The sequence below is a fragment of the Nocardia alba NBRC 108234 genome (assembly GCF_001612665.1).
Lineage (GTDB): Bacteria > Actinomycetota > Actinomycetes > Mycobacteriales > Mycobacteriaceae > Nocardia > Nocardia alba.
Genome location: NZ_BDAX01000019.1, coordinates 205,703 through 231,659 on the forward strand (window position 1 = coordinate 205,703; position 25,957 = coordinate 231,659).

Annotated in this window: 25 protein-coding genes; 10 read left to right on the forward strand and 15 right to left on the reverse strand. The window is 66.6% G+C overall.

Going from position 1 to position 25,957, the window contains the following annotated elements; all coding sequences use genetic code 11:
- The first annotated feature begins 233 nt into the window (after positions 1 to 233).
- Positions 234 to 1,094: an HAD-IB family hydrolase gene (locus tag NA12_RS21930; protein WP_371856012.1), complete on the forward strand. Its 861-nt coding sequence runs from the start codon at positions 234 to 236 to the stop codon at positions 1,092 to 1,094.
- Between the two features lie 426 nt (positions 1,095 to 1,520).
- Here the strand turns inward: NA12_RS21930 and NA12_RS21935 are convergent, their stop codons facing one another.
- The 6 genes from NA12_RS21935 to NA12_RS21955 form a co-directional block, all read right to left on the reverse strand.
- Positions 1,521 to 2,267, reverse strand: a complete 747-nt coding sequence (locus NA12_RS21935) for a Fic family protein (protein ID WP_067454363.1) — start codon at positions 2,265 to 2,267, stop codon at positions 1,521 to 1,523.
- Positions 2,268 to 2,276: 9 nt separating this feature from the next.
- Positions 2,277 to 2,441 (reverse strand): hypothetical protein, encoded by a 165-nt coding sequence (locus NA12_RS33755; protein ID WP_157106405.1) that lies wholly within the window; start codon positions 2,439 to 2,441, stop codon positions 2,277 to 2,279.
- 918 nt (positions 2,442 to 3,359) lie between these two features.
- On the reverse strand, positions 3,360 to 5,051 hold the full coding sequence (locus tag NA12_RS21940) for an ABC transporter ATP-binding protein (RefSeq protein ID WP_067454370.1): 1,692 nt from the start codon (positions 5,049 to 5,051) through the stop codon (positions 3,360 to 3,362).
- The gene (locus NA12_RS21945) at positions 5,048 to 5,977 is read right to left on the reverse strand and encodes an ABC transporter permease (protein ID WP_067454373.1); all 930 of its coding nucleotides are present in this window, start codon (positions 5,975 to 5,977) and stop codon (positions 5,048 to 5,050) included. The genes NA12_RS21940 and NA12_RS21945 overlap by 4 nt, the downstream gene beginning before the upstream one ends.
- Complete coding sequence (locus tag NA12_RS21950; RefSeq protein WP_067454377.1) at positions 5,970 to 6,896, reverse strand: ABC transporter permease; 927 nt, start codon at positions 6,894 to 6,896, stop codon at positions 5,970 to 5,972. The genes NA12_RS21945 and NA12_RS21950 overlap by 8 nt, the downstream gene beginning before the upstream one ends.
- Positions 6,897 to 6,959: 63 nt before the next feature.
- Positions 6,960 to 8,714 (reverse strand): peptide ABC transporter substrate-binding protein, encoded by a 1,755-nt coding sequence (locus NA12_RS21955; RefSeq protein ID WP_084472990.1) that lies wholly within the window; start codon positions 8,712 to 8,714, stop codon positions 6,960 to 6,962.
- Between the two features lie 144 nt (positions 8,715 to 8,858).
- On the opposite strand from NA12_RS21955, the gene acs reads away from it, so the two are divergent.
- The 4 genes from acs (at position 8,859) to NA12_RS21975 (ending at position 13,759) form a co-directional block, all read left to right on the forward strand.
- A complete protein-coding gene (gene acs / locus NA12_RS21960) occupies positions 8,859 to 10,817 on the forward strand; it encodes an acetate--CoA ligase (protein ID WP_067454384.1) in 1,959 nt (652 codons plus the stop codon).
- Between the two features lie 146 nt (positions 10,818 to 10,963).
- Entirely contained in the window at positions 10,964 to 12,193 is a 1,230-nt protein-coding gene (gene nhaA / locus NA12_RS21965; protein ID WP_067454386.1) for a Na+/H+ antiporter NhaA, read from the forward strand.
- Positions 12,190 to 12,717, forward strand: a complete 528-nt coding sequence (locus NA12_RS21970) for a phage holin family protein (protein ID WP_067454389.1) — start codon at positions 12,190 to 12,192, stop codon at positions 12,715 to 12,717. Before nhaA ends, NA12_RS21970 begins: the two co-directional genes overlap by 4 nt.
- Positions 12,718 to 12,772: 55 nt before the next feature.
- Positions 12,773 to 13,759 carry an alpha/beta fold hydrolase gene (locus NA12_RS21975; RefSeq protein ID WP_067454395.1) on the forward strand — a complete coding sequence of 329 codons (987 nt, stop codon included), beginning with the start codon at positions 12,773 to 12,775 and terminating at the stop codon, positions 13,757 to 13,759.
- Between the two features lie 26 nt (positions 13,760 to 13,785).
- Here NA12_RS21975 and NA12_RS21980 read toward each other — a convergent pair whose 3' ends face one another.
- From NA12_RS21980 to nth, 4 genes are read right to left on the reverse strand one after another with little or no spacing between them, the layout of a single operon-like run.
- On the reverse strand, positions 13,786 to 14,979 hold the full coding sequence (locus tag NA12_RS21980) for a MarP family serine protease (RefSeq protein ID WP_067454398.1): 1,194 nt from the start codon (positions 14,977 to 14,979) through the stop codon (positions 13,786 to 13,788).
- On the reverse strand, positions 14,976 to 15,704 hold the full coding sequence (locus NA12_RS21985; protein WP_243654801.1) for an NUDIX hydrolase: 729 nt from the start codon (positions 15,702 to 15,704) through the stop codon (positions 14,976 to 14,978). The genes NA12_RS21980 and NA12_RS21985 overlap by 4 nt, the downstream gene beginning before the upstream one ends.
- 40 nt (positions 15,705 to 15,744) lie before the next feature.
- A complete protein-coding gene (locus NA12_RS21990) occupies positions 15,745 to 16,395 on the reverse strand; it encodes a TlpA family protein disulfide reductase (protein ID WP_243654800.1) in 651 nt (216 codons plus the stop codon).
- Positions 16,392 to 17,072 carry an endonuclease III gene (gene nth, locus NA12_RS21995; protein WP_084473009.1) on the reverse strand — a complete coding sequence of 227 codons (681 nt, stop codon included), beginning with the start codon at positions 17,070 to 17,072 and terminating at the stop codon, positions 16,392 to 16,394. The genes NA12_RS21990 and nth overlap by 4 nt, the downstream gene beginning before the upstream one ends.
- Positions 17,073 to 17,317: 245 nt before the next feature.
- Between nth and NA12_RS22000 the strand changes: the two genes are divergently transcribed.
- Positions 17,318 to 17,560 carry a hypothetical protein gene (locus tag NA12_RS22000; protein ID WP_056821920.1) on the forward strand — a complete coding sequence of 81 codons (243 nt, stop codon included), beginning with the start codon at positions 17,318 to 17,320 and terminating at the stop codon, positions 17,558 to 17,560.
- A gap of 134 nt (positions 17,561 to 17,694) precedes the next feature.
- A complete protein-coding gene (locus NA12_RS22005) occupies positions 17,695 to 18,369 on the forward strand; it encodes a Crp/Fnr family transcriptional regulator (protein WP_067454400.1) in 675 nt (224 codons plus the stop codon).
- 167 nt (positions 18,370 to 18,536) lie between these two features.
- Here the strand turns inward: NA12_RS22005 and NA12_RS22010 are convergent, their stop codons facing one another.
- From NA12_RS22010 to sp36, 3 genes are read right to left on the reverse strand one after another with little or no spacing between them, the layout of a single operon-like run.
- The gene (locus NA12_RS22010; RefSeq protein WP_067454402.1) at positions 18,537 to 19,331 is read right to left on the reverse strand and encodes an MBL fold metallo-hydrolase; all 795 of its coding nucleotides are present in this window, start codon (positions 19,329 to 19,331) and stop codon (positions 18,537 to 18,539) included.
- 9 nt (positions 19,332 to 19,340) lie between these two features.
- Positions 19,341 to 19,814 carry a RidA family protein gene (locus NA12_RS22015; RefSeq protein ID WP_067454405.1) on the reverse strand — a complete coding sequence of 158 codons (474 nt, stop codon included), beginning with the start codon at positions 19,812 to 19,814 and terminating at the stop codon, positions 19,341 to 19,343.
- Positions 19,815 to 19,816: 2 nt separating this feature from the next.
- Complete coding sequence (gene sp36 / locus NA12_RS33760) at positions 19,817 to 19,978, reverse strand: Sp36 family protein (RefSeq protein ID WP_101464811.1); 162 nt, start codon at positions 19,976 to 19,978, stop codon at positions 19,817 to 19,819.
- Positions 19,979 to 20,037: 59 nt separating this feature from the next.
- Between sp36 and bagA the strand changes: the two genes are divergently transcribed.
- Both bagA and bagB read left to right on the forward strand, forming a co-directional pair.
- Positions 20,038 to 21,075 (forward strand): ATPase BagA, encoded by a 1,038-nt coding sequence (gene bagA / locus NA12_RS22020; protein WP_067454407.1) that lies wholly within the window; start codon positions 20,038 to 20,040, stop codon positions 21,073 to 21,075.
- Positions 21,072 to 22,205, forward strand: coding sequence for an ATPase BagB (gene bagB, locus NA12_RS22025; protein WP_067454409.1), 1,134 nt, complete (start codon positions 21,072 to 21,074; stop codon positions 22,203 to 22,205). Before bagA ends, bagB begins: the two co-directional genes overlap by 4 nt.
- Before the next feature lie 113 nt (positions 22,206 to 22,318).
- On the opposite strand, the gene NA12_RS22030 is transcribed toward bagB, so the two are convergent.
- Positions 22,319 to 22,642, reverse strand: coding sequence for a WhiB family transcriptional regulator (locus NA12_RS22030; protein ID WP_056821932.1), 324 nt, complete (start codon positions 22,640 to 22,642; stop codon positions 22,319 to 22,321).
- Between the two features lie 383 nt (positions 22,643 to 23,025).
- Here NA12_RS22030 and NA12_RS22035 point away from each other — a divergent pair, with 383 nt between their 5' ends.
- A complete protein-coding gene (locus NA12_RS22035; protein WP_067454412.1) occupies positions 23,026 to 25,404 on the forward strand; it encodes a penicillin-binding protein in 2,379 nt (792 codons plus the stop codon).
- A 50-nt stretch (positions 25,405 to 25,454) separates the two neighbouring features.
- Here NA12_RS22035 and NA12_RS22040 read toward each other — a convergent pair whose 3' ends face one another.
- Positions 25,455 to 25,919: a GatB/YqeY domain-containing protein gene (locus NA12_RS22040; RefSeq protein ID WP_067454414.1), complete on the reverse strand. Its 465-nt coding sequence runs from the start codon at positions 25,917 to 25,919 to the stop codon at positions 25,455 to 25,457.
- Positions 25,920 to 25,957 lie beyond the last annotated feature (38 nt).

The following is a 25,957-nucleotide window of genomic DNA, read 5'->3' on the forward strand; positions in this document are numbered from 1 at the left end:
CCGGGGGGGAGGAGGCTGGGGCCGTCGGGTTCAGCCCCGGGGGGTCGGGCTGAACGCGCCTGGACTAAGTCCAGGTGTCAGCAATACTACACCCATCCCCTGCCGCGGGCGCAAGTAGCATTCGCCGACATTCTTCGGCGATTCGCGCCGCCCGGCGTCCCCAGGGCAAACCCTTTTCCATGGTGTGGACAGTCGATACGGCGGTGCGCGCAGGTCGTGCCTATTCTGATGACGTGACGTCAGAACGCGACCAGACCCCGCCCACGGAACCGAGTCTCGGCACAGCGGGCCGAGCTCCGGTGCCGGGCGGGCGGGTTGCCGCGTTCTTCGATCTCGACAAGACGGTGATCGCGAAGTCGAGCGCGTTCGTCTTCAGCAAACCCTTCTACGCGCAGGGTTTGATCAACCGCAGAGCCGTGTTGGAGAGCAGCTACGCGCACTTTTTGTTCCTGCTTTCCGGCGCCGATCACGACCAGATGGAACGGATGCGGGCAAACCTGGCCAACATGTGCGCCGGCTGGGATGTGGAGCAGGTGAAAACCATTGTGGCCGAGACACTTCACGATCTGGTCGACCCATTGATCTACGCCGAGGCCGCTGATCTGATCGCCGATCACAAGATCCGCGGCCACGATGTGGTGATCGTCTCGGCCTCCGGCGAGGAGATCGTCGGACCGATAGCGGAGGTGCTCGGCGCCTCACACACCGAGGCCACCCGGATGGTCGTCGAGGACGGCAAGTACACCGGCGATATCGAGTTCTACTGCTACGGCGAGGGCAAGGTCGCCGCCATCGAGAAGCTCGCCGCCGAGCAGGGCTACGACCTCTCGCGGTGCTACGCCTACTCCGACTCGGTGACCGATGTGCCGATGCTGAGCACCGTGGGCCATCCGACCGCGGTGAACCCCGACCGCGCGCTGCGCAAGGAGGCGGCGAGCCGCGGCTGGCCGGTGCTCACGTTCTCCAACCCGGTGTCGCTGTGGTCGCGCTTCCCGACGCCGTCCACCACCACCGTCGCCGCGACGGCAGCCGTGGGACTGAGCGCGATCATCGCCGGCGCGATCAGCTATCGACTGCTGCGCAAACGTCGCTGACCGACCATCGTCCAGCACGAATCTCCGAGCGACACGCCGCATTCATGGGGATTCGGTAATGCCTTAGAAACTCTTGATGTGAATGCCATCACAGTGTAAGAATGGAGTCACGGAAGGACGGAAGGCCAAGACGGAGCCGGTGGAGAAGGTTTCGCCCCCCATCCCACCCTTCCCAGCACGGACACCAGGCACCCACGCGGAGCGCGCCGCGACAAGGCCGAAAGCGTTGTGGGCCTGCGAAATTCGAGCCGACGTCGGCGAACGCCTCGCACAGGTTGCGGGGATGAACCGGCGGGGTTGGGATGATCGCCGAGGCCGCCCAACACAACCCACCCTGCACGCTTGGTAACCGGGTGTTCCGTGCTAGCGGGCGGTGAGGTCGAGCAATCGGCAACGCCGCCCGTTTTGATGTGTCAGCGTCGCGGCCTACGACGCGGCCGCGTCGGCGATCGAGTTCGCCTCGCGGGCTCCGTCTTCCAGCGCGCCCGCGCAGAACAGCACCCAGCCGCCCACGCCCTCCGCGGTGCCCATCCCGAATCCGGCGGCCGCGTCGAGGTAGGCCTGGCGGCGGCGCAACCAGAACACCTCGGGCACGCCGAGGCTGTGCGGATCGAGCCCGCTGGACACCGCGACCAGCCGCGAGGCGGCGCGCGCGACGACACCGTCGCCGGTGCCGAACGGCCGCAGCGACAGCAGCTCGCCGTGCACGATCGCCGCGATCACCGGAGCGGGTGCCTTGCTCGACTGCACAGTTTGCGCGAGCATGTCGAGCCGTTCGGCGACGCCGGGGGTTGAGCGCGGACGACCGAGTTCCTGCTCGTTGGTCACCAGATCGGCGGCGGCGAGCAGGTGCAGCCTGGCCAGCGCCTGCAGTGGCGCGCGCCGCCAGGTGCCGACGAGATTGGTGAGCGCGTCGCCGTCGAGCGCCTGCCCCACCCGCAACGCGCCGGCCAGCACCGGGTCGCTGACCCGACCGTCGGCGGGCAGGTCGGTGCTCGCGCCTTCGATGGCCGCCGAGGAGCGGGCGGCCCGCACAGCGGCCTCGGCGGCGGTGGTCGCCCAGCCGCGCCGGTTCGACTTGTGCCGGTGCACGGCCGCGAGCGCGTCACGCGCCTTGTCGGCGGCTTCGCGCACGCCGGGCAGGTCGACCAGGGGCTGGAGCGGATCAGTCACGCATGGAGGTTACCGCTCGTACAGTGCGCCCCCCACCGTCACATACAACCCGCGCACGGTCGGCCAGCCACGATCCGGCCACGGCACCTCAGCGAGCCGCTTGGCCCCCGGCGTCACCGCCCTGCGCCGCCGCGCTTCCCGCTCGGCCAGCCGTTCAGCATCGATTCGATCCACCGGTCTCCACCCCCGCGATCAATACCGCTCCACCCCGGACGACTCCAAACTACGCCGATGACCTGCGCACACGAAAGAATTCAAGAACCCAACCCCCGCACCGGTACTACCGGATCGCCCCACCGCACCGATCAGCACACCGCGCAAGTTGCCGACACCCCCCGAATCAGCAGCCACGAACTCACCACCCCCGCCACAAACCCTCCCCACCGCGAACACCCCGGCCATTCCCCACACCCAGCCCATGCCTACCTCGAACGCCCCACCACTGCCCACACCGAGCAATCCCTGGCCTCAACACCCCACCACTGACGCGGATCGCTCGGCGCGCCGCACCACTGTGCGGGCTGTGTACAACACCGCAGTCAAAGCCGTATTACCCGCCGCGGGAGGACCGGAGCCCTTCGCCACCGGCGCCCCGGCCGGATCGTCTGCCCACACCCAGCAATCCCTAGCCTCAACACCCCACCACTGCCCACACCCAGCCCATCCCACCTTCAACACCCCCAATTACCCCGCACACCCAGCCTGTGCCCCACCTTCAAAACCGATGCACCCAGGGCGGTGCCCGCCCTCAAAAGACCCGCACACCCAACCGTGCCCACCTCCAACAACCGCCACACCCAACGGTTCCCCACCTCCAACAACCCAGCCTGTCCCGTCTTCAACAACCCTCCCAACCCACCCACCGCACTCCCGACCCCTAGGGAGGGACGGCCACGAAGTGGCCGGTCCGCGGCCGGCCCGCCGGTTAGCCGCCGGGGCGCACGCGACGAAGGAGCAAGCCCCGGCGGCTAACCGGCGGGCCATTCAGGGCCGCGGACACGCGCGCGCCAGCGCGCCAACAAACACAGCGTCAAACCGTCCTGGGACTACCGAACACCTGTAAGCGAGCAACTCCCGCCCGGGCCACCACCGCTACCCCGCGAACAACGCCCGCCCCGGAATAGCCTCGAGCAACGCCCGCGTATACCCCTCACGCGGTGACGCGAACACCTCGTCGGTAGTGGCCGCCTCAACCACCTTCCCCTCCCGCATAACGAGAACATTGTCCGCGATCTGCCGAACAACAGCCAGGTCATGCGTGATGAACAGATACGTCAGCCCCAACTCGGCCTGGAGATCATTGAGCAACGTGAGGATCTGCGCCTGAACCAGCACATCCAGCGCCGAAACCGCCTCGTCGCACACCACCATCTCGGGCGAGAGGGCCAGCGCCCGAGCGATCGCCACCCGCTGACGTTGCCCGCCCGACAATTCGTTGGGATAGCGCCGCAGCACCGACGCGGGCAGCGACACCTTGTCGAGCAGGTCACGCACCACCGCTTCGCGTTCGGCCTTGGTGCCGATCTTGTGTACCCGCAGCGGTTCCTCGATCGTGCGGAAGATCGAGTACATCGGGTCGAGCGAACCGTAGGGATTCTGGAAGATCGGCTGCACCCGCCGCCGGAATGCGAACGCGCCCTTGCGGTCCAGCTTCGCGACCTCCTTACCGTCGAAATCAACTGTGCCCGAGGTTGGTTCGAGCAGGCCGAGCACCATTTGCGCGATGGTCGACTTGCCGGATCCCGACTCGCCGACGATCGCGGTGGTGGTTCCCCCACGGACGGTGAAACTCACGTCGTCGACGGCCACGAAGTCCGTGGACTGCCACGGCCGTTTGCCACGGATCTTGAACGCCTTGGACAGGTTTCGCACATCGAGCACGGTGTCGCCGGCCCGGTCCGCGACAGTTTTCTCAGCCACCTCGACCGCCTGCGCGCGCACCTCGGACCGCTGCCGCGACGACGACATCCGCGATGCCGCCAGCGACGGCGCCGAGTTCACCAGCTTCTTGGTGTACGCGTGCTGCGGGTCACGCAGAATCCGCAGTGCGGGACCGGATTCCACCACTTTGCCGCGATACATCACCACCAGGTGCTCGGCCCGTTCGGCGGCGAGGCCGAGGTCGTGGGTGATCAGCAGCACCGCGGTCCCCAACTCGGTGGTGAGCTGTTCGAGATGTCCGAGGATCTGGCGTTGTACCGTGACGTCGAGCGCCGACGTCGGCTCGTCGGCGATCAGGAGTTTCGGCCTGCACGACAGACCGATCGCGATGAGCGCGCGCTGACGCATCCCGCCGGAGAATTCGTGCGGGTACTGGTTCACGCGGCGTTCGGCGTCGGACATTCCGGCCTCGGCCAGCAGTTCCACCGCGCGCTCGCGGGCCGCGTCGCCGGTAGCGATACCGTTGGCCACCAGGGTTTCCCGGATCTGGAAGCCGATCTTCCACACCGGGTTCAAGTTCGACATGGGGTCCTGGGGGACCAAGCCGATACCGTTGCCGCGGATCGCGACGATCTCCTTCTCCGACGCCTTTGTCAGGTCCTTGCCGTCGAACAGGATCGAACCGCCGGTCACCTTCCCGGTGCCAGGCAGCAGGTTGATGATGGCGTGCGCGGTCGTCGACTTGCCGGAGCCGGATTCGCCGACGATGGCGACGGTTTGTCCGGGGTAGACGGTGAGGTTCACTCCGCGAACGGCGGGGATCTGCTTGCCGTCGGCGGTGAAACCGACGTCCAGGTCCCGAATGTCGAGCAGCGGCTGCGGTGCGGACTTGTCGAGGCTCATCGGGTGCGCTCCTTCGGATCGAGCGCGTCGCGCACCGCGTCACCGAGCATGATGAAGCTCAGGACAGTAATGGCCAGCGCCGTCGCCGGATAGAACAGGATCGGCGAGGTGCGGATCTCGGTCTTGGCGCGGTCGATGTCGGCGCCCCAGGACACGATGCTCGGCGGCAGACCGACACCGAGATAGGACAGCGTCGCCTCGGTGACGATGAAGACGCCCAGCCAGATCGTGGCGACCACGATCAGCGGGCTCGCCGAATTGGGCAGCACGTGCTTCATCAGTGTGCCCAGGCGTGACACGCCCAGCGCCTTCGCCGCCGTGACGTACTCGCTGTTCTTGGCTTCGATCACCGCGCCACGGGTGATGCGCGCGGCCTGCGGCCAGGTGAAGGCCACCAGGATCGCGACGACCGTCATGATCCCGGCGGGCCGCAGCAGTTGCAGCAGCACGATCGCGGCCAGCACCATCGGAATGGCGTAGAAGATCTCGGCAATACGCGAGACGATCGTATCGAGCAGCCCACCGTAGAAACCGGAGATCGCGCCGAGGATGCCGCCTACCAGCAGGAACAGCATCGCCGATGCGATGCCGACGCTCACCGACGCGCGCGCGCCGTAGATGGTGCGCGCGTAGATATCGCAGCCCTGCTTGTCGAATCCGAACGGATGACCTTCGCGAGGGCCGTCCATGCCGAACTCACCCAGGCACAACCGCGGATCCTGGCTGGTGAACAGTGCGGGCCACACCACCACGAGCAGGACGATCACGATCAACACCACCGAGACCCCGAACACCGGGTTTCGGCGCAGCCGCCGCCACGCGTCACCCCAGATGCTGGTCGGAGCGCCCCGGTCCACGACTCGGTCGGTGGCGAGCACCTCCACCTCGTCGGCGGGGGCCACGAAATGCTGTTGCTTGTCATGCATAGCGGATCCTCGGGTCCAGTGCGGCGTAGAGCAGGTCGATCACGAGGTTGACGATCAGGAACACCACCACCAGCACCGTCACGAACGACACCACGGTGGGCGGCTCGCCGCGGATGATCGCCTGGTACATGGTGCCGCCGACGCCGGGAATGTTGAAGATGCCCTCGGTGACGATCGCGCCCGCCATCAGCGCACCGAAATCGGCCCCGAGAAAGGTGACGACCGGGATCATCGAATTCCGCAGAATATGCACTGTCACCACGCGACGGCGACCGAGTCCCTTCGCTGTCGCCGTGCGAACGAAATCTGCGGACTTGTTCTCCGCCACGGAGTTTCTGGTCAAACGCAGCACGTAGGCGAACGACAGCGACCCGAGCACGAACGCGGGCACGATCAACTCGCTCAGGCCGGCTTTACCGGTGACCGTCACCGGAGCGATCCCCCATTTCACACCGAAAAAGAATTGCGCGAGATAACCGACGACGAACACCGGAAGCGCGATGATCACCAGGCTCGCGATGAGCATGGTCGAATCGAAGAGCTTGCCCTTGCGCAGCCCGGCGATCATGCCGAACACGATGCCGAACAAGCCCTCGATGAACACAGCGAGGAAGGCGAGCCGGATCGTGATCGGGAAGGCACGTTGGAGTTCCTCTCGGACCGGTCGCCCCGAGAAAGAAGTGCCGAAATCTAAAGTGAGAATTCCTTTCAAGTAATGCAGATACTGCACGATGAAAGGCTGATCGAGGTGGTATCGGGCGCGCAGTACCGCCTCGGCGGCGGGTGTCAGCTGTTTCTCGCCGGCGAGCGCCTTGATCGGGTCACCCGGAATCAGGAATACCATCGCGTAGATGAGCAGCGTCGCGCCCAGGAATACCGGGATCATCTGGAGCAGACGCCGAACCACGTACCAAGCCATCGTTTCCTCCGAAAACGACCGGGGCCGAGCCACTTCGCAGTAGCCCGGCCCAGCTGTCGAGTTCTATTTCTCGATGTTCTCGAAGTCGAACAGGCCGTTCCAGGCGAGCTCGGCCTTGGTGACCCGATCCGAACGGCCCGCATTGGCGACGTAGTCGAACACCGGGATGTCGGCCATCTCCTTGATCATGATCGTCTGCGCCTGCGCGATCAGCTTGTAGGACTCCGCCTGTGTCGGGGCGGCGAGGGCGGCGTCGAACAGCCGGTCCACCTCGGGGTTGTTGTAGTTGACGTTGTTGGTCTCGGAGAAGCTGTAGTACTGCGAACCGAGGAACTGCATCATCGTCGGGTAGTCGCCCTGCCAGCCGTAGCGGAACGCGGTCCCGATCGTCTCGGCGTTCACCGCGTCACGGATGTTCTTGAACGTCGGCATCGGGTTGGCGACCGCGTCGATGCCGAGGGTGTTCTTCACGCTGTTGGCGACAGCTTCGATCCAGGCCTGGTGACCGCCGTCGCTGTTATAGGTGATCTGGTACCGACCCGACCACGGCGAAATCGCGTCGGCCTGCGCCCAGAGCTTCTTCGCCTGGTCGGGGTTGTAATCGAACACCTCCGAACCCGGCAGTTTCGCGTCGTATCCGGGCAGGGTCGCGGCGGTGAAGTCACGCGAGGGCGTGCGGGTGCCATTGAAGATCTTGTCGATGATCTGCGGGCGGTTGATCGCCATCGAGATGGCCTTGCGACGCAGAATGCCCTCCTCGCCACCGAAGTGCGGCACGGTGGTCTGGATGCCGATGTGCTGGTTCTGCGCGGTCGGCTTGGTGATCGCGCGGTCGCCGAGGTCGCTGCGGTACGTGGTGATCGCGCTGTCGGGAATGGTGTCGAGCGTGTCGAGATTTCCGGCCTGCAGATCCGCGTACGCGGTGTCGTAGGACTGGTACATCACGAATCGCAGGCCCTTGTTCTTGGCCGGGCGGCCACCGGGATAGTCCGGGTTGGGCGTGAGATCGATCTTGACATTGTGTTCCCACGAGCCGAAGGCGTAGGGGCCGTTACCGATCGGCTTCTCACCGAATGCCTTCATATCCTTGAAAGCGGCGTCGGGCAGCGGATAGAAAGGCGCGTAGCCGAGCGCGCTCTCGAAGTCGATCGACGGTGACTTCAACTCGATGGTGAAGGTGCGGTCGTCGACGACTCGCAACCCCGACATCGTCTTGACCGCGGGATTCTCGGCACTCACCTCGTCGAATCCGACAATCGGGCTGTACACATAACTTTGCAGCTGCGCGTTGTCGGCGAGTGCGCCGTAGTTCCAGGCGTCGACAAATGATTTCGCGGTCACCGTCGAGCCGTCGGTGAATTTCCAATTCGGCTTGATGGTGATCCGGTACGACTTTCGATCTGCCGTCTCGATCTTCTCGGCTACCTCGTCGTGGGCCTCACCGTTGGCATCATAGTATTTCAGCCCGGCGAACAAACGGTCGACAACACGGCCGCCCATGTTCTCGTTGGTATTGCTGGGCACCAACGGATTCTGCGGCTCGCCCGCGTTGGTGGTGACAATGCTCGAATCGGCGCTGTCGTCGGACGAGCACGCGGTGAGACCGAGGCTTGTGGCCGCCAGTCCCGCCGCGATCAACGCGGTCGCTCTGATAAATCTCAACGATCTCTCCCGGTTCAATTCCGTGGCTAACGGTCGGAGGTCGGTGCCGATCCCCTCGCCCTCGGCAGAAAAATATGAACTAAATCGTGAACGCTCAGCTGAGCCATTGAGTAAAAACGATAACTCGCGACCGTCCGGTCTGTCCGGCGAAGCCATCGGATGTACCGCCCTATTGACCGGCGCGAAACATCGTCGCGACAACGGGGCACTCCGGCGTGGGTCTGTTGGCTACTGTCTAGACAGCCGGGCCGCACCCCGGCGACCGACCCGACCGCACCAGGCATGTGAGGCTGAAACGACGTGACCGAAACCGCTGCAGGACAACAGGACTCGTTTCCGCCCAGTGCGGAATTCGCCGCCGCCGCCAACGCGGACGCCACGCTCTACGACCGTGGTGAGACCGACCGCGAAGGCTTCTGGGCCGAGCAGGCCAACCGGCTGCACTGGCACACACCCTTCACCGAGGTCCTCGACTGGACCGACGCGCCGGTCGCGCGCTGGTTCGGCGACGGCGAACTCAACGTCGCCTACAACTGCGTCGACCGCCACGTCATCGACGGGCACGGCGACCAGGTCGCCATCCACTGGGAGGGCGAACCCGGCGACTCGCGCGACATCACCTACCGCGAACTGCTGGAAGAGGTCTCGCGGGCGGCGAACTACCTGACCGAGCTCGGCCTGGAGGCAGGCGATCGCGTCGCCGTCTACATGCCGATGGTGCCCGAGGCGATCGTGTCGATGCTGGCGTGCGCGCGGCTCGGACTCACCCACTCGGTGGTGTTCGCGGGATTCTCGCCGAGCGCGCTGCGTCAGCGGGTCGACGACGCCGAAGCCAGGTTGATCATCACCACCGACGGTCAGTGGCGGCGCGGCAAGCCCGCACCGCTCAAGGAAGCCGTCGACGAGGCGCTGGCGGCCAAGGGCGACGTGCCGTCGTCGGTGGAGCACGTGCTGGTGGTGCGCCGGGTCGGCACGGAGGTTCCGTGGACCGACGGGCGTGACCTCTGGTGGCACGAAACCGTCTCCGCCGCTTCGCCGACACACGAGGCACAGCCCTTCCCCGCCGAGCACCCACTGTTCATCCTCTACACCTCCGGCACCACCGGAAAACCCAAAGGCATCCTGCACACCACCGGCGGCTACCTGACCCAAACCGCCTACACCCACCACAACGTCTTCGACCACAAACCCGGCAACGACATCTACTGGTGCACCGCCGACATCGGCTGGGTCACCGGACACAGCTACATCGTCTACGGACCCCTCGCCAACCGCGCCACCCAGGTCGTCTACGAAGGCACCCCCAACTCCCCCGACGAACACCGACACTTCCAGATCATCGAAAAATACGGCGTCACCATCTACTACACCGCACCCACCCTGATCCGCACCTTCATGAAATGGGGCCGCGAGATCCCCGACGCACACGACCTCAGCACCCTGCGCCTGCTCGGCTCCGTCGGCGAACCCATCAACCCCGAAGCCTGGCGCTGGTACCGAGAAGTGTTCGGCGCCAGCAACACACCCATCGTCGACACCTGGTGGCAGACCGAGACCGGCGCCATCATGATCGCACCACTGCCCGGCGTCACCGCGGCCAAACCCGGCGCCGCGATGGGCCCGCTACCCGGCATCTCCGCGACGGTCGTCGATGAAGAGGGCAAGCCGGTGCAGCTGGGCGAGACCGAGGCCAACGGATACCTCGTGCTGGACAAGCCGTGGCCGTCGATGCTGCGCGGCATCTGGGGCGATATGGATCGCTACCGGTCCACCTACTGGGAGCGCTACGCCGAGCAGGGGTGGTACTTCGCGGGCGACGGCGCCAAGCTCGACGCCGACGGCGACCTGTGGGTCCTCGGCCGCGTCGACGACGTCATGAACGTCTCCGGACACCGCATCTCCACCGCCGAGGTCGAGTCCGCGCTGGTCGGGCATCCGGCCGTCGCCGAGGCCGCGGTGGTCGGCGCGTCCGACGCGACCACCGGGCAAGGGATCGTCGCGTTCACGATCTTGACCGGCGAGGCCGCGGCGTCGGCGGGGCCCGAGCTCGTCGCCGAGTTGAAGGCACAGGTGTCCAAGGAGATCAGCCCGATCGCGCGGCCACGCGAGATCCATATCGTGCCCGAGCTGCCCAAGACACGCAGCGGCAAGATCATGCGCAGGCTGCTGCGCGATGTCGCCGAGGGCCGCGAACTCGGCGACACTTCCACGCTGGTCGATCCGGGCGTTTTCGAGGCCATCCGCACCGGGAGCAACTGACGCGCACCGGCCGGTGGCATCCGATGTCACCGGCCGGTTCCGTTAGGATTTCGTAGAGGTGTGCCGGGAAGTCTGGTCGGCGTGCGGTCGTGAATCCCAGTCGGTGAGCGACCGCAGCCAGTCGACCCCTGCCGGAAGGCTTGCCCTTGATCACGCGCGTCCGCTCCGAGCTCACCCGTTATCTGCGCACCGAAACGGTCGGCGGCGCACTGCTCCTTGTGGCCGCCGCGGTGGCCCTGATCTGGGTGAACTCGCCGTGGGGCGCGAGCTATCAGACCATGGTCGACGCCCACCTCGACATCCCCGCGCTGCACCTCGACCTCACCCTCGCCGACTGGTCGAAGGACGGGTTGCTCGCGATCTTCTTCTTCGTCGCCGGACTCGAACTCAAACGCGAGTTCGCCGTCGGCGAGCTACGCGACCCGAAACGGGCCGCGCTGCCGATCATCGCCGCGGTGGGCGGTGTGATCACCCCGGCCGTGATCGCGTCGGTAGTGGGCCACGGCGTGCCCGGCATGGACAAGGGCTGGGCCATTCCCGTCGCCACCGATATCGCCTTCGCGCTCGCGATCCTCGCGATGACCGGCTCGCGGATCCCGACCAGCGCGCGGGTGTTCCTGCTGAGTCTGGCCGTGGTCGACGACCTGCTCGCCATCATCCTCATCGCGGTGCTGTTCACCGCCTCGCTGTCGCTGCTGTGGCTGGCCGCCGCCCTGGCGTGCTGCGGTGCGTGGGCGCTGGCGCAGAAACTGCGACTGCACACGCCGCTGTTCTACCTTCCGGTCGCGTTGGTCTGCTGGTACGCGCTCCACGAGGCCGGTATCCACCCCACGCTGGCCGGTGTCGCGCTCGGGTTGCTCACCAGGGTGCGCAAGGATCCCGGCGAGTCGATCGCGCCCGCGACCCATCTCGAACATGTGGTGCAACCGATTTCGGCCGGATTCTGCGTACCGCTGTTCGCACTGTTCGCCTCCGGTGTGCCGCTCGACAGCGCGGTGTTCGGATCGCTGTTCACCGACCGGCTCTCGCTGGCGATCATCCTCGGTCTCCTGCTCGGCAAAACGACCGGGATCTTCGGTGTGAGCTGGCTCGTTATCAAGCTCGGCTGGGCGAAACGCCCAGCCGGACTGGAGTATCGCGACATGTTCGCCCTGTCGGTACTCGGCGCGATCGGGTTCACCGTTAGCCTTCTCGTGGCGGAACTCGCGCTCGCCGACGTCGGCGACGATGCTGTCGATCTTGCCAAGGCCGCCGTTCTGGTGACCTCGATGGCAGCATCGCTGATCGGATCGGCGCTACTGTTGCGCCGAGGACGTGTGCACCAGGCGCGCCGCGATGCAGACCAGTTACCACAGGGAGAAGGGTCGACGAAGTGAGTTACACCCAAGGCGGAAATGACGGTCGGACGGTCACTTCGATCCCGTTGACCGACGCCAATCCGCCCGGATCGGCGAGCATCGGCAGCCTCGTGCGCGATGCCACCGAACAGATGTCGACACTGGTGCGCGCCGAGGTGGCGCTGGCCAAGGCAGAGGTCACCGGTGAGATCAAGAAGGGTCTCACCGGCAGCGTCTTCTTCATCCTCGCGCTGGTGGTGCTGCTGTTCAGCTCGTTCTTCTTTTTCTTCTTCGTCGCCGAACTGCTCGATATGTGGCTGTGGCGCTGGGCCGCGTTCCTGATCGTGTTCCTGGTGATGGTGCTCACCACCGTCCTGCTGGCCCTGTTCGGCTGGCTCAAGGTACGCAAGGTGCGCGCACCGGAGAAGACGATCGGCTCGCTCAAGCAGACCGCTGAGGTGCTGCCCGCGGCGTTCGCCCACCGCGACGCGGCCGACGCGCACGCGGCCATCGGATCTCGTGGTACAGGCGCCACTTCGCTGGACAAGTCGAGTAACCGATGACGCGCCGGGTGGGCTCGGTCGCACCGGCCCGGCCCGCCCACTAGGCTCGATCGGCGTGTCGTCCAACTCATTCCCGGATCCCTCCAGCGTTCGTTTCGACGGACCGTGGACCCACCGGGACGTGCACGCCAACGGTATCCGCTTCCATATCGTCGAAGCCGACGGTCCGGACCGCTCCGAGGCGCCCCTGGTGCTGCTGCTGCACGGTTTCGCCGATTTCTGGTGGTCGTGGCGGCATCAGCTGACCGCGCTCGCCGGCCACGGGTATCGCACCGTCGCCGTCGACCTGCGCGGCTACGGCGATACCGACAAACCACCACGTGGCTACGACGGCTGGACCCTCGCCGGCGACATCGCCGGCCTGATCAGGGCGCTCGGGCACACCGAGGCGACACTCGTCGGCCACGCCGAGGGCGGACTGGTCTGCTGGGCCACCGCTGTGCTGCATCCTCGGCTGGTCCGCTCGATCGCGCTGGTCAGCTCGCCGCATCCCGCAGCGCTCAAGAGCGCTGTCCTGCGTGATCCGGCGCAACGGGCCACCTGGCTGCCCGATTTCCTGCGGTATCAGCTACCGCGCTACCCCGAGAACCTGCTCACCCGACGCGGCGGCGCCGAGGTGGAGCGGTTGCTGCACGATCGGGTCGGTGAATCCTGGTCACGCAGCGCGGAATTCGTCGAGACGGCGGCCCGCTTGCGGCACGCCATCCGGATCCCCGGCGCCGCGCACAGCGCGCTGGAGTATCAGCGCTGGGCGTTTCGCAGTCAGTGGCGGCCGGACGGTAAGCGGTTCATGGCCACGATGCGGACCCCGATCGATATCCCGGTGCTGATGCTGCGTGGCGAGCACGACGCGTACCTGCTCGACGCCACGTTCCAGCGTGGGAGGTCGTTGTCGCCCCAGCGGACGCTGGTGTCGATCCCGCGCGCGGGGCATTACGCGCACCAGGAGAACCCGAGCAAGGTCAACGAGGTACTGACGGCGCACTGGCGCGAGCAGAACGGTGTCAACGGGTCGCCGCACGACGACCTGGTTTCTCCGTAGCTCACCGCGCGGGTACTCGAAGCCGGTCAGCTCAGTACGCAGGCGCCCGTGTTCACCGGAGTGCGACTCGGGGCGGACGCGGCCAGTTCGGACGCGACCTCATGCAGGGTGAGGACGTAGCCGGTGTCGTCGTCGGTGACCGCGGCGCCGAAGACCACGCCGAGGAGCTGGCCCTCCGCGTCGACCAGCGGGCCGCCGGAGTTGCCCGCGCGGACCTGGCCGCGCACGGTGTACACCTCGCGTTCGACGGTGCCGTCGCGGTGGATGGTGGGGCCGGTGAGGTCGAGGGTCTCACGCACCCGGGCGGCACTGGCCGTGTACGGGCCCCCACCGGGGTAACCGAGCACGATCGCGCTCTCGCCCGACTTCGCGGGCTCGGGCGCCTGGGGCAGCGCGGGCGCGGTCAGACCGGGGACCGCGAGGACCGCGATGTCCTTGGACGGGTCGAAGAGGACCACGGTGGCGTCCAGGGGCCCGCGTGCCGTATCGACCGCCACGGTGTTGGTGCCTGCGACGACGTGGGCGTTGGTCATCACACGTTCCGGCGCGACGATGAAGCCCGAACCCTCTAGCGCCCGCTGGCAACTGGGCGCGGTACCGCGGATACGCAGCACGCTCTGCTGCAGCGACGCCGCCACCGGACTTGCCAGCACCGACGGATCGGGCGGCTCGACGGCGGCGATCGGCGCCCGGCCGAACGGCCCGATCACATCGGGCAAGCCCGAAGTGTCGAGCAGCTTGGAGAATTCGTTGGGAACCTTGCGCAACCAGTCGGGCGCGACCGCGTTGACGTCGGCGAGCACCTTCGACCCGTTGATCGCGGCGGCGACAGCGGGCTGGGACGCGGTGGCCAGCGGCAAAGCCAGCAGCCAGGCCGCGACCAACACCGTCACTGCCTGCAACATCGCGCCGACGACACTGTCCACACTGCGGGCGAACGGCTGCCGGATGCTGGTGCGCGCGGCCCGGCCGAGCACCATGCCCGCGACCTCACCCACGATCACCAGCAGCACGATCAGCAGAATGCCGCCGAGGACCCGGCTGCGGCCCTCACTGAGGTGCTCGAGGATGTGTGGCGCGATCAGAATGCCCGCGACCGCGCCCAGCGCGACGCCGAAGAACGCCAGCGCCGACGCCACCGCGCCCTGCCGCCAGCCGGTGGACGCCGCGACCAGCGCGATCAGAACCACCACGATGTCGAGCCAGACCGAGGCGCTCACAGGGTCATTCCGACCGCAGCCAGCGAGGTCTCCAGGTCACGCACGTCGCCCCGATCCCAGTCTCGTTCCCACCCGGCGGATTTGATGATGCCGGCGAGGATACCGCCGGTAAGTCCCCACACCAGCATGCCGTCGACCTGGAACGCGGGACTCTGGTAGCCGAGACTGCCACGCACCATGAATCTGTGCGCCGGATCGAGCAATTCAGCGAGCGGCACACGCACGACACGCTCGGTTTCGCCCTGATCGACGACGCGGACCGCGCTGGGTGCCCGCCAGTAGCCGAGCACCGGGGTCACGTCGAATTTCGACGGTGGAACGAACAGCTTCGGCAGCAGCGCGAACGGCTGGACACCCGCTGGATCGAGTCCCGTCTCCTCGGCGGCTTCGCGCAGGGCGGTGCCGACCGAACCGTCGTCGCCGGGATCCTCGGCTCCGCCGGGGAACGCGATCTGGCCGCGGTGCTGACGCATGGTCGAGGCGCGCTGGGTGAGCAGGACATCGGCGTCGGCGGGCAGGCCACCGGGCGCCGCCTCGTCGGCCTCGAGCGCGCCACCGAACAGCACGAGGACCGCCGCCTGGCGCGGCCTGCCGGTGATCGACATGGCCCGGCGCAGGGCACGGGAGGTAGCGAGCGTGTCGTCGGCATCGGGGCCGCCGGATCTGATCGCGGTGCGCAACCACGAGGGAATGCCGGAATCGTCGAGCCTCGCTACTTCGTTCACGCCATCGCCTTCGATCCGCACGCCACCATTACGTCCTCTGTCATACCGTGACCCCGAGTTTCGCGGATACCGTATCCGCGATGTCGGCCACGTCGGCAAACGTACGCACCTCCACGCTCGCGATGGTGCCGTCGGCTCGCACGAGCACCGAGACCGGCAGCACCGCGGGTGCCCCGACCGCGCTGCGCACGGCTGCCTGCGGATCCTCGACGCCGGGCAGAGTGATGCCGAGACCGGTCAACCGGGACAGTGCCTTCGCCTCGTCGGGGTCGCTGTGCACGGTCATGACCGTGAGTGCCGAGCCCGCCCGCTGCGCGAATTCCTGCAGGTGCGGTAGTTCGGTAGCGCAGGGTCCGCACCAATAGGCCCACAGATTGAGCAGCGCGGGCTTGCCCGCGAGCGCCGCGGCGAGATCGATGGGCTTGCCATCGGCCAGGCAGCTCACCGAGAGACCGGCCAGCGGTCCCGACCCGGTCGCCGATGCCGACGCGGGCGACGGACAGGGTTGTGATCCCGCTGCCGCGCGTTCCTCGGCCGACACGCCCGAGGTCTGCCGCGATGTCTGCGAAACGATCCCGCTGGTCTCGGACCCCTCACGCGGCCACAGCGCAACCGTGGCCGCGACGACCAAGATCACCGCAGCGAGCGCCCAGCGCAACCCGGGCCGCCGCAGCAGCGAGCCTTCGCTCACAGGCCGACCATGTTCAGCAGGTGATCGCGCTCCGGGCCCTTCACCAATTTCGCGGCCACCGCCGGATCGGTCGGACCGAGCCCGAACGACGGGCAATCGTCGGCGAGCACGCACGCACCGCAGGCCGGTTTGCGCGCATGACACACCCGACGGCCCTCGAAGATCACCCGGTGCGAGAGCATCGTCCAGTCCTTGCGCTCGAACAGCGCGCCCACCGCGTGCTCGACCTTGACCGGATCCTCCTCGTCGGTCCACTTCCATCGGCGCACCAACCGGCCGAAGTGGGTGTCGACGGTGATGCCCGGCACGTCGAACGCGTTGCCGAGAATGACGTTGGCCGTCTTGCGCCCGATCCCGGGCAATTTCACCAATTCGTCCAGAGTGTGAGGTAAATCACCATCGTATTTTTCGACCAGCGCCTGACCGAGGCCGATCAGCGAACTGGTCTTGTTCCGGTAGAAGCCGGTGGGTCTGATGAATTCCTCCAGCTCCACCCGGTTGGCCTGCGCGTAGTCGTTGGCACTGCGGTACTTCGCGAACAGCGTGGGAGTGGTGAGGTTCACCCGGACGTCGGTGCACTGGGCGGACAGGATCGTCGCGACGGCCAGTTCCAGCGGAGTGGTGAAGTCGAGTTCGCAGTGCGCGTCGGGGAAAGCCGCGGCCAGTGTGCGGTTCATCCGGCGGGCGCGCCGGACCAGTCCGATCCGCGTTTCCGCAGCTATCGCACGGTTCTTGCGCTTGCGGGCGGTCGAGATTCCGGTGGGTACGGCCGCCGAATCCGCTGCCGGGTCGGCATCGCCGGCGGCGGCGGGGGCAGGGGAAACGGGCACCGCTTCACCATACGGAACCACTACGACAACATTGCCCGGCCAGATTGCCCGCTGTGTTCCATCTGAGACCTGGACCGTGTTTACTGCCAGTCATGCAAGGACTCGCTGTGGTGCTCTTCCCAGTGCTGTTGATGCTGTTCGCGCTGGGGATGGAGCGGGTCGAGAATCGGCTCCGAAAGCTTCTCGAACCCGACGAAGAGGTTCAGCAGTACCTGGACAACGCAAGCAACGCCGAAGTGAAAGAGCTGACGAAACTCGGCCTGCCCGCCGCCGTGGCGCGCGTGCGCAAGCGCCGTTCCCGCACCTCCGAACTGGATGTGGCGCGGGCGAGCTAAACGATCGATTCCCTTCGCGCAATCTACTCTTTACGTGGTGTCTGTCACTGCGGTGTCAGAATGCCGCGTAGACTGCGCGGTTGGTCGATTCGCTCGACCAGGTTCGCAAGCCATATCCCATAAGGAGCACATTCGTGGACGAGGCCCTCGCCAGAGCAGGCATCTTCCAAGGCGTCGAGCCCACCGCGGTGGCCGCGCTCGCCAAGCAGCTGCAGCCGGTAGATTTTCCGCGCGGCCACGTCATCTTCAACGAGGGCGAACCCGGCGATCGGCTGTACATCATCACGACGGGCAAGGTGAAGATCGGCCGACGGTCCCCGGACGGCAGGGAAAACCTGCTGACCATCATGGGTCCGTCCGACATGTTCGGTGAACTGTCGATCTTCGACCCGGGCCCGCGTACCTCGACCGCGACCACGGTTACCGAGGTCCGCGCCGTGACGATGGATCGCGACGCACTCAAGGCGTGGATCGATCAGCGCCCCGAGATCGCTGAGCAGCTGCTGCGCGTGCTGGCACGACGCCTTCGCCGCACCAACAACAACCTCGCCGACCTGATCTTCACCGACGTGCCAGGTCGCGTCGCCAAGGCGCTGCTGCAGCTCGCACAGCGCTTCGGCACCCAGGAAGCGGGCGCGCTGCGCGTGACCCACGACCTGACCCAGGAAGAGATCGCCCAGCTGGTCGGTGCTTCCCGGGAAACCGTCAACAAGGCGCTCGCCGACTTCGCTCATCGCGGGTGGCTGCGCCTCGAGGGCAAGAGCGTGCTGATCTCGGATTCCGAGCGGCTGGCACGTCGCGCTCGCTGACATAGGGACATCCGCCGTTCCGCCATGACGGGACCGTCGAGGTGTGGGCTCACGAGGAGAGGGCCTCGTCCACCACCCTCACGGTTTCGTAGTGGCGGGCATCGGCCGTTGTCGCCCGAAATCACTCGATCGCCGACGCGGCAAACGCGTCGGCGATCGAGTGATTTTCAGCTCTGTTCGGCCCGCAGATACTCCAGCTGCGCCTGCACGGAACTGCGCGCCGCCGGCCACAGCCGTTTGTCCACGTCGGCGTATACCTTGCGGACCACCGCGAGCGCGCCCGCGTCGGAACCCAGTTCCACCAGCGCGGCCCGCACCTGTTCGAGCCGCTCACGCCGGTGGTCGAGGTAGTACTGCGCCACCGGTGCCGTATCGGGGTGATCGGGCCCGTGCGCGGGCAGCAAAGCCTTACCCGCGCCCAGCTCACGTAGCTTTTCCAACGACGTGAGGAAATTCGCCAGCGCGCCCGGCGCGGATTCGAGCACGGTGGTGCCGCGCCCGAGGACAGTGTCACCGGTGAGCACCGCGTCATCGAGCAGCAGGCTCACCGAATCGGTGGTGTGCCCCTGCGTCGCGAGCACCGTGATCCGCAGGCCGGCTGCCTCGATCACCTCACCGTCGACCAGGGGCTGAACCGCACCACGCAGGTACGCCGGATCCACCGATCGCACCGGCGTCCCGGTGGCTTTCACCAGGTGATCGATGCCGCCGGTGTGATCGTGGTGGTGATGGGTGATCAGGGTCATGGCGATCCGGCCGCCGGTCGCCGCGACGATATCGGCGGTGTGTTTCTTGTCCTTGGGTCCCGGGTCGACGATCACATAGGAATCACTGTCCGGGCCGCGCAGCAGCCAGGTGTTGGTGCCATCGAGCGTCATCTGGCCGGGGTTGTCGGCCAGCAGTACCGATGCCGTCGCGGTGACCGGCCTGACCTGGCGGTACGCGGGATGTTGCAGTGCCATGACGGCTACCTATCCGACTTCTTGGTCCAGTTCGACGATCAATTCCACCTCGACCGGCGTGTTCTTGGGCAGTTCCGAGACCCCGACAGCCGAGCGCGCGTGCACCCCCGCCTCGCCGAACACCTCACCGAGGAACTCCGACGCGCCGTTGATCACGATCGGCTGGTCGCTGAATCCGGGCGCCGAGGCGACGAATCCGACGACCTTCACGATCCGCGCCACCTGGTCGAGCCCGACCAGATCGTGCACGGCCGCGAGCGCGTTCAACGCGCACAGCCGAGCCGCTTCCTTGGCCTGCTCGACATCCACCTCGGCCCCGACCTTGCCGACCGCCGACAGTTCACCGTCGACGAAGGGCAGCTGCCCGGAGGTGTACACCAGCGAACCGGTGCGCACGGCGGGGATGTAGGCCGCGACAGGAGCGGCGACCGGCGGCAGCGTGACGCCGAGCCGATCGAGCGCGTCCTTCCACGCGGTGGCCACGACTACTTCTGCCGCTTCAGGTAGGCGACGTGCTGTTCGCCGGTCGGTCCGGGCAGCACCGAGACCAGCTCCCAGCCGTCGGACCCCCACTGGTCGAGGATCTGCTTCGTCGCGTGCGTCAACAGCGGCACGGTCGCGTACTCCCACAGGGTGACTTCACTCATGGTGTGAGTTTAGGGCTCACCCCGAACGCCTGTGAGAAACGGGTTATAGGCTCGGCGGCGTGGGAGCACCAACAGTAGAACCGGTTTCGTCGGTTCCCGAACCGTTGACCGGATGGCCACAGCGCGCGGCCAAGGCCCGCTTGCATTACGTGACCGGCAAGGGAGGCACCGGCAAGTCGACCGTTTCCGCCGCGCTCGCGCTCGCGCTCGCCGCAGGTGGCCGCAAAGTCCTGCTGGTAGAGGTCGAGAGTCGCCAGTCCATCGCGCAACTGTTCGATCGGCCGCCGTTGCCCCCCACCGAGACCCATATCGCCAGCGCCGACGGCGGCGGCGAGGTGACGGCGCTGGCACTGGACATCGAGTACGCGTTCCTCGAATACCTCGACATGTTCTATAACCTCGGCTTCGCGGGCCGGGCGATGCGCCGGATGGGCGCCATCGAGTTCGTCACCACCATCGCGCCCGGTCTGCGCGATGTGATCCTCACCGGCAAGATCAAGGAGTGCGTGGTCCGGGTCGGTAAGAACGGCAGGCCCGCCTATGACGACATCGTCGTGGATGCGCCGCCGACCGGCCGGATCGCCAGTTTCCTCGACGTCACCACGGCCATGGCCGAGATCGCCAAGGGCGGTCCGATCGCCTCGCAGGCCGAGGGCGTGTCGAAACTGTTGCACTCCGATCAGACGATGATCCACCTGGTGACCCTGCTCGAGGCGCTGCCGGTGCAGGAGACCGCCGACGCGATCACCGAGCTCATCGCCGACGACTTGCGGATCGGCACGGTGATCGTCAACCGGGCGGCCACCGCCGAGCTCACCCCCGCCCAGCGCGACGCGGCCGTGGCGAGCGAACTCGACACCGCCGCTATCGCCGCCGACCTGACGAAGGCGGGCATCACGCTGTCCGAACAAGACTTCGACGGCCTGATCGCCGAGACCGTCGACCACGCCACCGTGCTCACGGCGCAGCACGCGAGTGCCGCCGAATTGGCGCGCATCGATGTCCCTCAGCTGTCCCTGCCTGCCCTCGGCGACGGCGTCGACCTGGGCGGCCTCTACGAATTGGCCGAACAGCTATCCGCGCAGGGAGTCCGATGAGCGAGCAGGTTTCCACCCCGAACTTATTGGACGTTTCCGAGATCATCGCCGATCCGAACGCCAAGGTGATCGTGTGCTGCGGGTCAGGCGGGGTCGGCAAGACCACCACCGCGGCCTCGATCGCGCTGCGGGCCGCGGAGTCGGGTCGCAAGGTGGTGGTGCTGACCATCGATCCGGCGCGCAGGTTGGCGCAGTCGCTCGGTGTGGCCGAGCTGGACAACTCCCCGCAGCGCGTGCAGCTCGACCACGAGGTGCCCGGAGAGCTGCACGCGATGATGCTGAACATGCGTCGCACCTTCGACGACATGGTGCTCGAGCACACCAGCGCGGACAAGGCCGAGCAGATCTTCGCCAACCCGATCTATCAGACGGTGGCGTCGTCGTTCGGTGGCACGCAGGAGTACATGGCGATGGAGAAGCTCGGTCAGCTGGCCGCGCGCAAGGAGTGGGACCTGATCGTGGTCGACACCCCGCCCTCGCGCAACGCACTCGATTTCCTCGACGCGCCGAAGCGCCTCGGCACGTTCCTCAACGGCAAGATGATCCGGCTGATCATGGCGCCGGGGCGCGGTGTCGGCCGGATCGTCACCGGCGCGATGAGCCTGGCGATGCGCGGGGTTTCGACGATCGTCGGCGGGCAGATGCTCAAGGACGCCTCGGTATTCCTGCAGTCGCTGGAGTCGTTGTTCGGTGGGTTCCAGGATCGGGCCGAGCGCACCTTCGTGATGCTGTCCAAGCCAGGCACCCATTTCCTGGTGGTCGCCGCGCCCGAGCCGGACGCGCTGCGCGAGGCGTCGTTCTTTGTCGACCGGCTCTCGACCGAGCGGATGCCGCTGGCCGGTCTGGTGCTGAACCGGACCCATCCGGTGTTGTCGGAGCTGTCCGGTGATCACGCGCTGACCGTCGCCGATCAGTTGGCGGAGTCGAATCCGCTGACCGCGTCGGTGCTGCGCATCCACGCCGATCGGGTGTCGACGGCGGCGCGGGAGCAGCGGCTGCTGCATCGCTTCACCGGTGCGCATCCGCACGTGAAGATCGTCTCGGTAACCTCGCTGCCGTTCGAGGTCTCGGATCTCGAGGCGTTGCGCGCGGTCGGCGACCAACTGGCCGGTACCCCGGCTTCGGCTTGATCGATTCAGGCAAATCCGCTATAGCTCACAATCCGGTAACACTCACGAACGGCGCCGATTCCGCATTCCACGCGGTCTCGGCGCCGTTTGTGATAACGGTCCGGTCTCGTCTGCTAGATAGCCACCTGGTGCTGGCGCTGGGCGTTGAAGAATTCAGCCCACGACGTCACGTCGGGATGCTGTTTGAGCAGCGCACGCCGCTGTCGCTCGGTCATCCCGCCCCACACACCGAACTCGACGCGATTGTCGAGAGCATCGGCACCGCACTGCATCAGCACCGGGCAGTGACGGCAGATGGTTGCCGCCTTGCGCTGTGCCGCACCGCGAACGAACAGCTGATCAGGGTCCACTTCCTTGCATCGCGCCTGGGCAACCCAAGCGATCCTTGCCTCGGCCTGCTCTACATCCAGTCGAGCGATGGGGGTTGTGATGTGCATTTGATGTGCCCCTTTGCAGTCCGAACACCGTTGCGCGGCGCTCCAGAATCGCGAGCGCGGATCACAGCAACCCAACTACCGCTGCGTCCCGCACCACATTCCACTTTGAGTGTTAGCTCTATCACACTGGGTTCTCAATCTAGGTAAAGGTATGGCGGTTACGCAAGACCGCCCCCCGATTTTTTGGTACGGGCGTCCATTCAAATCAGGTCAGAACGGCGCAGTAGTGCTGATCACCGGCGTGGCCGTCCGCGACACGCCGATGTGATCATTTTGTTGACACGCCCGAGCAACCCCCCTGGCACCGCCCGGACATTCGGGGCCGACAAGCAGTCGAGCAGCACAGCAGTGAACCTCACCACCCCACCCTCTAGTCTGGGATCGTGCCGATCACTCAAACGCTCGCGAGGCTGGCCGGCAGCGTCGCGCTGGCCGCCGTGCTTGTCGCTGGGCTGTTGTTCCCCTTGGCCGGTGGATTCGGGTTCATCTCCAACCGCGCCGCCGACGCCGTCGACAATGTCTCCGCCGAACTGGTGGAGGGCACGGTCCCCGCCGTGTCGACCATGGTCGACGCGAACGGGTCGCCGCTGGCGTGGCTCTACGAGCAACGCCGCTTCGAAGTGCCGAGCGACAAGATCTCCAACAACATGAAACTGGCGATCGTGTCCATCGAGGACAAACGCTTCGCCGATCACAAGGGCGTGGACTGGCAGGGCACGCTGCGCGCGTTCCTCACCAACACCTCCTCCGGTGCCGTGCAGCAGGGCGCGTCCACGCTGGACCAGCAGTACGTGAAGAACTTCAACCTGCTCGTCGTCGCCAAGACCGACGCCGAGCGCCGCGCCGCGATCGAGACGACGCCGGCGCGCAAGCTGCGCGAGATCCGGATGGCGCTCACGCTGGACCGTGAACTGTCCAAGGACGAGATCCTCACCCGCTACCTGAACCTGGTGCCCTTCGGCAACGGTTCCTACGGCGTCCAGGACGCCGCCCAGACCTACTTCGGCGTCGATGCCGCCCAGCTCAGCATCACCCAGGCGGCGATGCTGGCGGGCATGGTGCAGTCCAGCTCCAAGCTGAACCCCTACACCAACATCGCGGGCGTCACCGACCGTCGCAACACCGTGCTCGACACACTGATCCAGAACATCCCGCACCGCGCCGAGGAGTTCCGCAAGGCCAAGGCCGAGCCGCTCGGTGTGCTGCCGGAACCCAAGGGTCTGCCGCGCGGCTGCATCTCCGCCAACGACAAGGGCTTCTTCTGCGACTACGCGCTGCAGTACCTGGCCGAGGCCGGGATCAGTCGCGAACAGATCGACAAGGGCGGCTACCTGATCAAGACCACGCTCGATCCGGTGCTGCAGGAATCGGTCAAGCGTTCGGTGAACGAACAGGCCAACCCCAACCTCGACAACATCGCCGAGGTCATGTCGGTGGTCGCGCCCGGTCAGGATTCGCACCCCGTCCTGGCGATGGCGTCGAGCCGCACCTACGGCCTCAACCGCGACGCCAACGAGACACTGCTCGGCCAGCCGTACTCGATGGCCGGTGACGGCGCGGGCTCGATCTTCAAGCTCTTCACCACCGCCGCCGCGATGGAGAAGGGCCTGGGCATCGCCGCCCAGGTGGATGTCCCCGGCACCTACGCCGCCAGGGGCATGGGCTACTCGAACTCGCCGGGCTGCCCGGCCGACTCGTGGTGTGTCAAGAACGCGGGCAACTACCCCGGGTCGATGTCGGTGACCGACGCGCTCGCGACCTCGCCCAACACCGCCTTCGTCAAGATGATCCAGGACGTCGGCGTCGAGGCCGCGGTGGATATGGCCGTGCGCCTCGGTATGCGGTCCTACACCGATCCCGGCACCTCCGGCCATGGCAACGCCAGCCTGGCCGACCACATCAAGAACAACAACATGGGCTCGTTCACCCTCGGCCCGTTCGCGATCAACCCGCTCGAACTGTCGAATGTGGCCGCCACGCTAGGCTCCGGCGGCAAATGGTGCCCGCCCTCGCCGATCAAGGAGGTCGTCGACCGCGGCGGCAAGACCGTTCCGCTCACCCAGCAGGCCTGCGAGCAGGTGGTCGACCCCGGTCTGGCCAATACCCTCGCCAACGCGATGAGCAAGGACGACATCAGCGGTACCGCCGCGGGCGCGGCGCGGGCCGCGGGGTGGTCGGCGCCGATGTCGGGCAAGACGGGCACCACCGAGAGCCACCGCTCCTCGGCGTTCCTCGGCTTCACCAACGCGCTGGCGTCGTCGGTCTACGTCTACGGCGACAGCCCGACCCCCGGCGAGATCTGCTCGTTCCCGCTGCGCAATTGCGGCGCCAGCGATGCCTCCGGACTGTTCGGCGGTAACGAGCCCGCCCGCACCTGGTTCAACGCGATCAAGCCGTTGATGGACCGGTTCCCGCCGCCCGGTCTGCCACCGCTGGACGACAAGTACGTCCGTGGCGCGAACAACTCCCAGGTTCCCGATGTGGCGGGCAAGTCGCAGGGCGAGGCCACCTCGATCCTGTCCAGCTCCGGCTTCCAGGTCTCCGCGGTGACCGGCGCCGGTTCGCAGGCCAAGGGCACGGTGATGGGCAGTTCGCCGAACGGCTCGGCCATTCCGGGCTCGGTGGTCACGATCTACATCAGTGACGGCTCCGTTCGAGTGCCCGCGCCGACGACTCCCCCACCCGCCGCGCCCGCGCCCGCGCTTCCGGGGCTGCCGCAGATTCCGCGCCTGCCACCCATCCCCATCCCGGTGCCGCGCTAGTCACCCGACGAAGGCCGCCGTCCGATTCGGACGGCGGCCTTCGCGCGTTTCTACAGGCGGGCTTTGACCGCGGCCGAGAGCCGTGAGCCGTCGGCCTTGCCGTCGGCCAGCACGGTGGCGGCCTTCATGACCTGGCCCATCTGCTTCATGTGCGGACGCTCACCGAGCTGCTCGGCGATCTGGGCGATCGCGGTATCGACGACCTGCGCCACCTCCGCGTCGTCGAGCTGGGTCGGCAGGTACTCCTCGATGATCTGTTCCTCGGCGCGCTCGTTCGCGGCCAGTTCACCGCGGCCGTTCTGCTCGTAGATCACGGCCGCTTCGTTGCGCTTCTTCGCTTCCTTCTGCAGCAGCGACACGACATCGGTATCGGAGAGTTCGTGCGCCTCCGTACCGGAGACCTCGGAAGTCTGGATAGCGGCGAGCAGCATCCGCAGGGTCGCGAGACGCAGTTTGTCCTTGGCTTTCATCGCGGTGGTCATATCCGCGCGCAGCTTGGCTTTCAGTTCCGACATGCGGTTTACCGTAGTCGTTCGCTCCGACCAGTCCCATC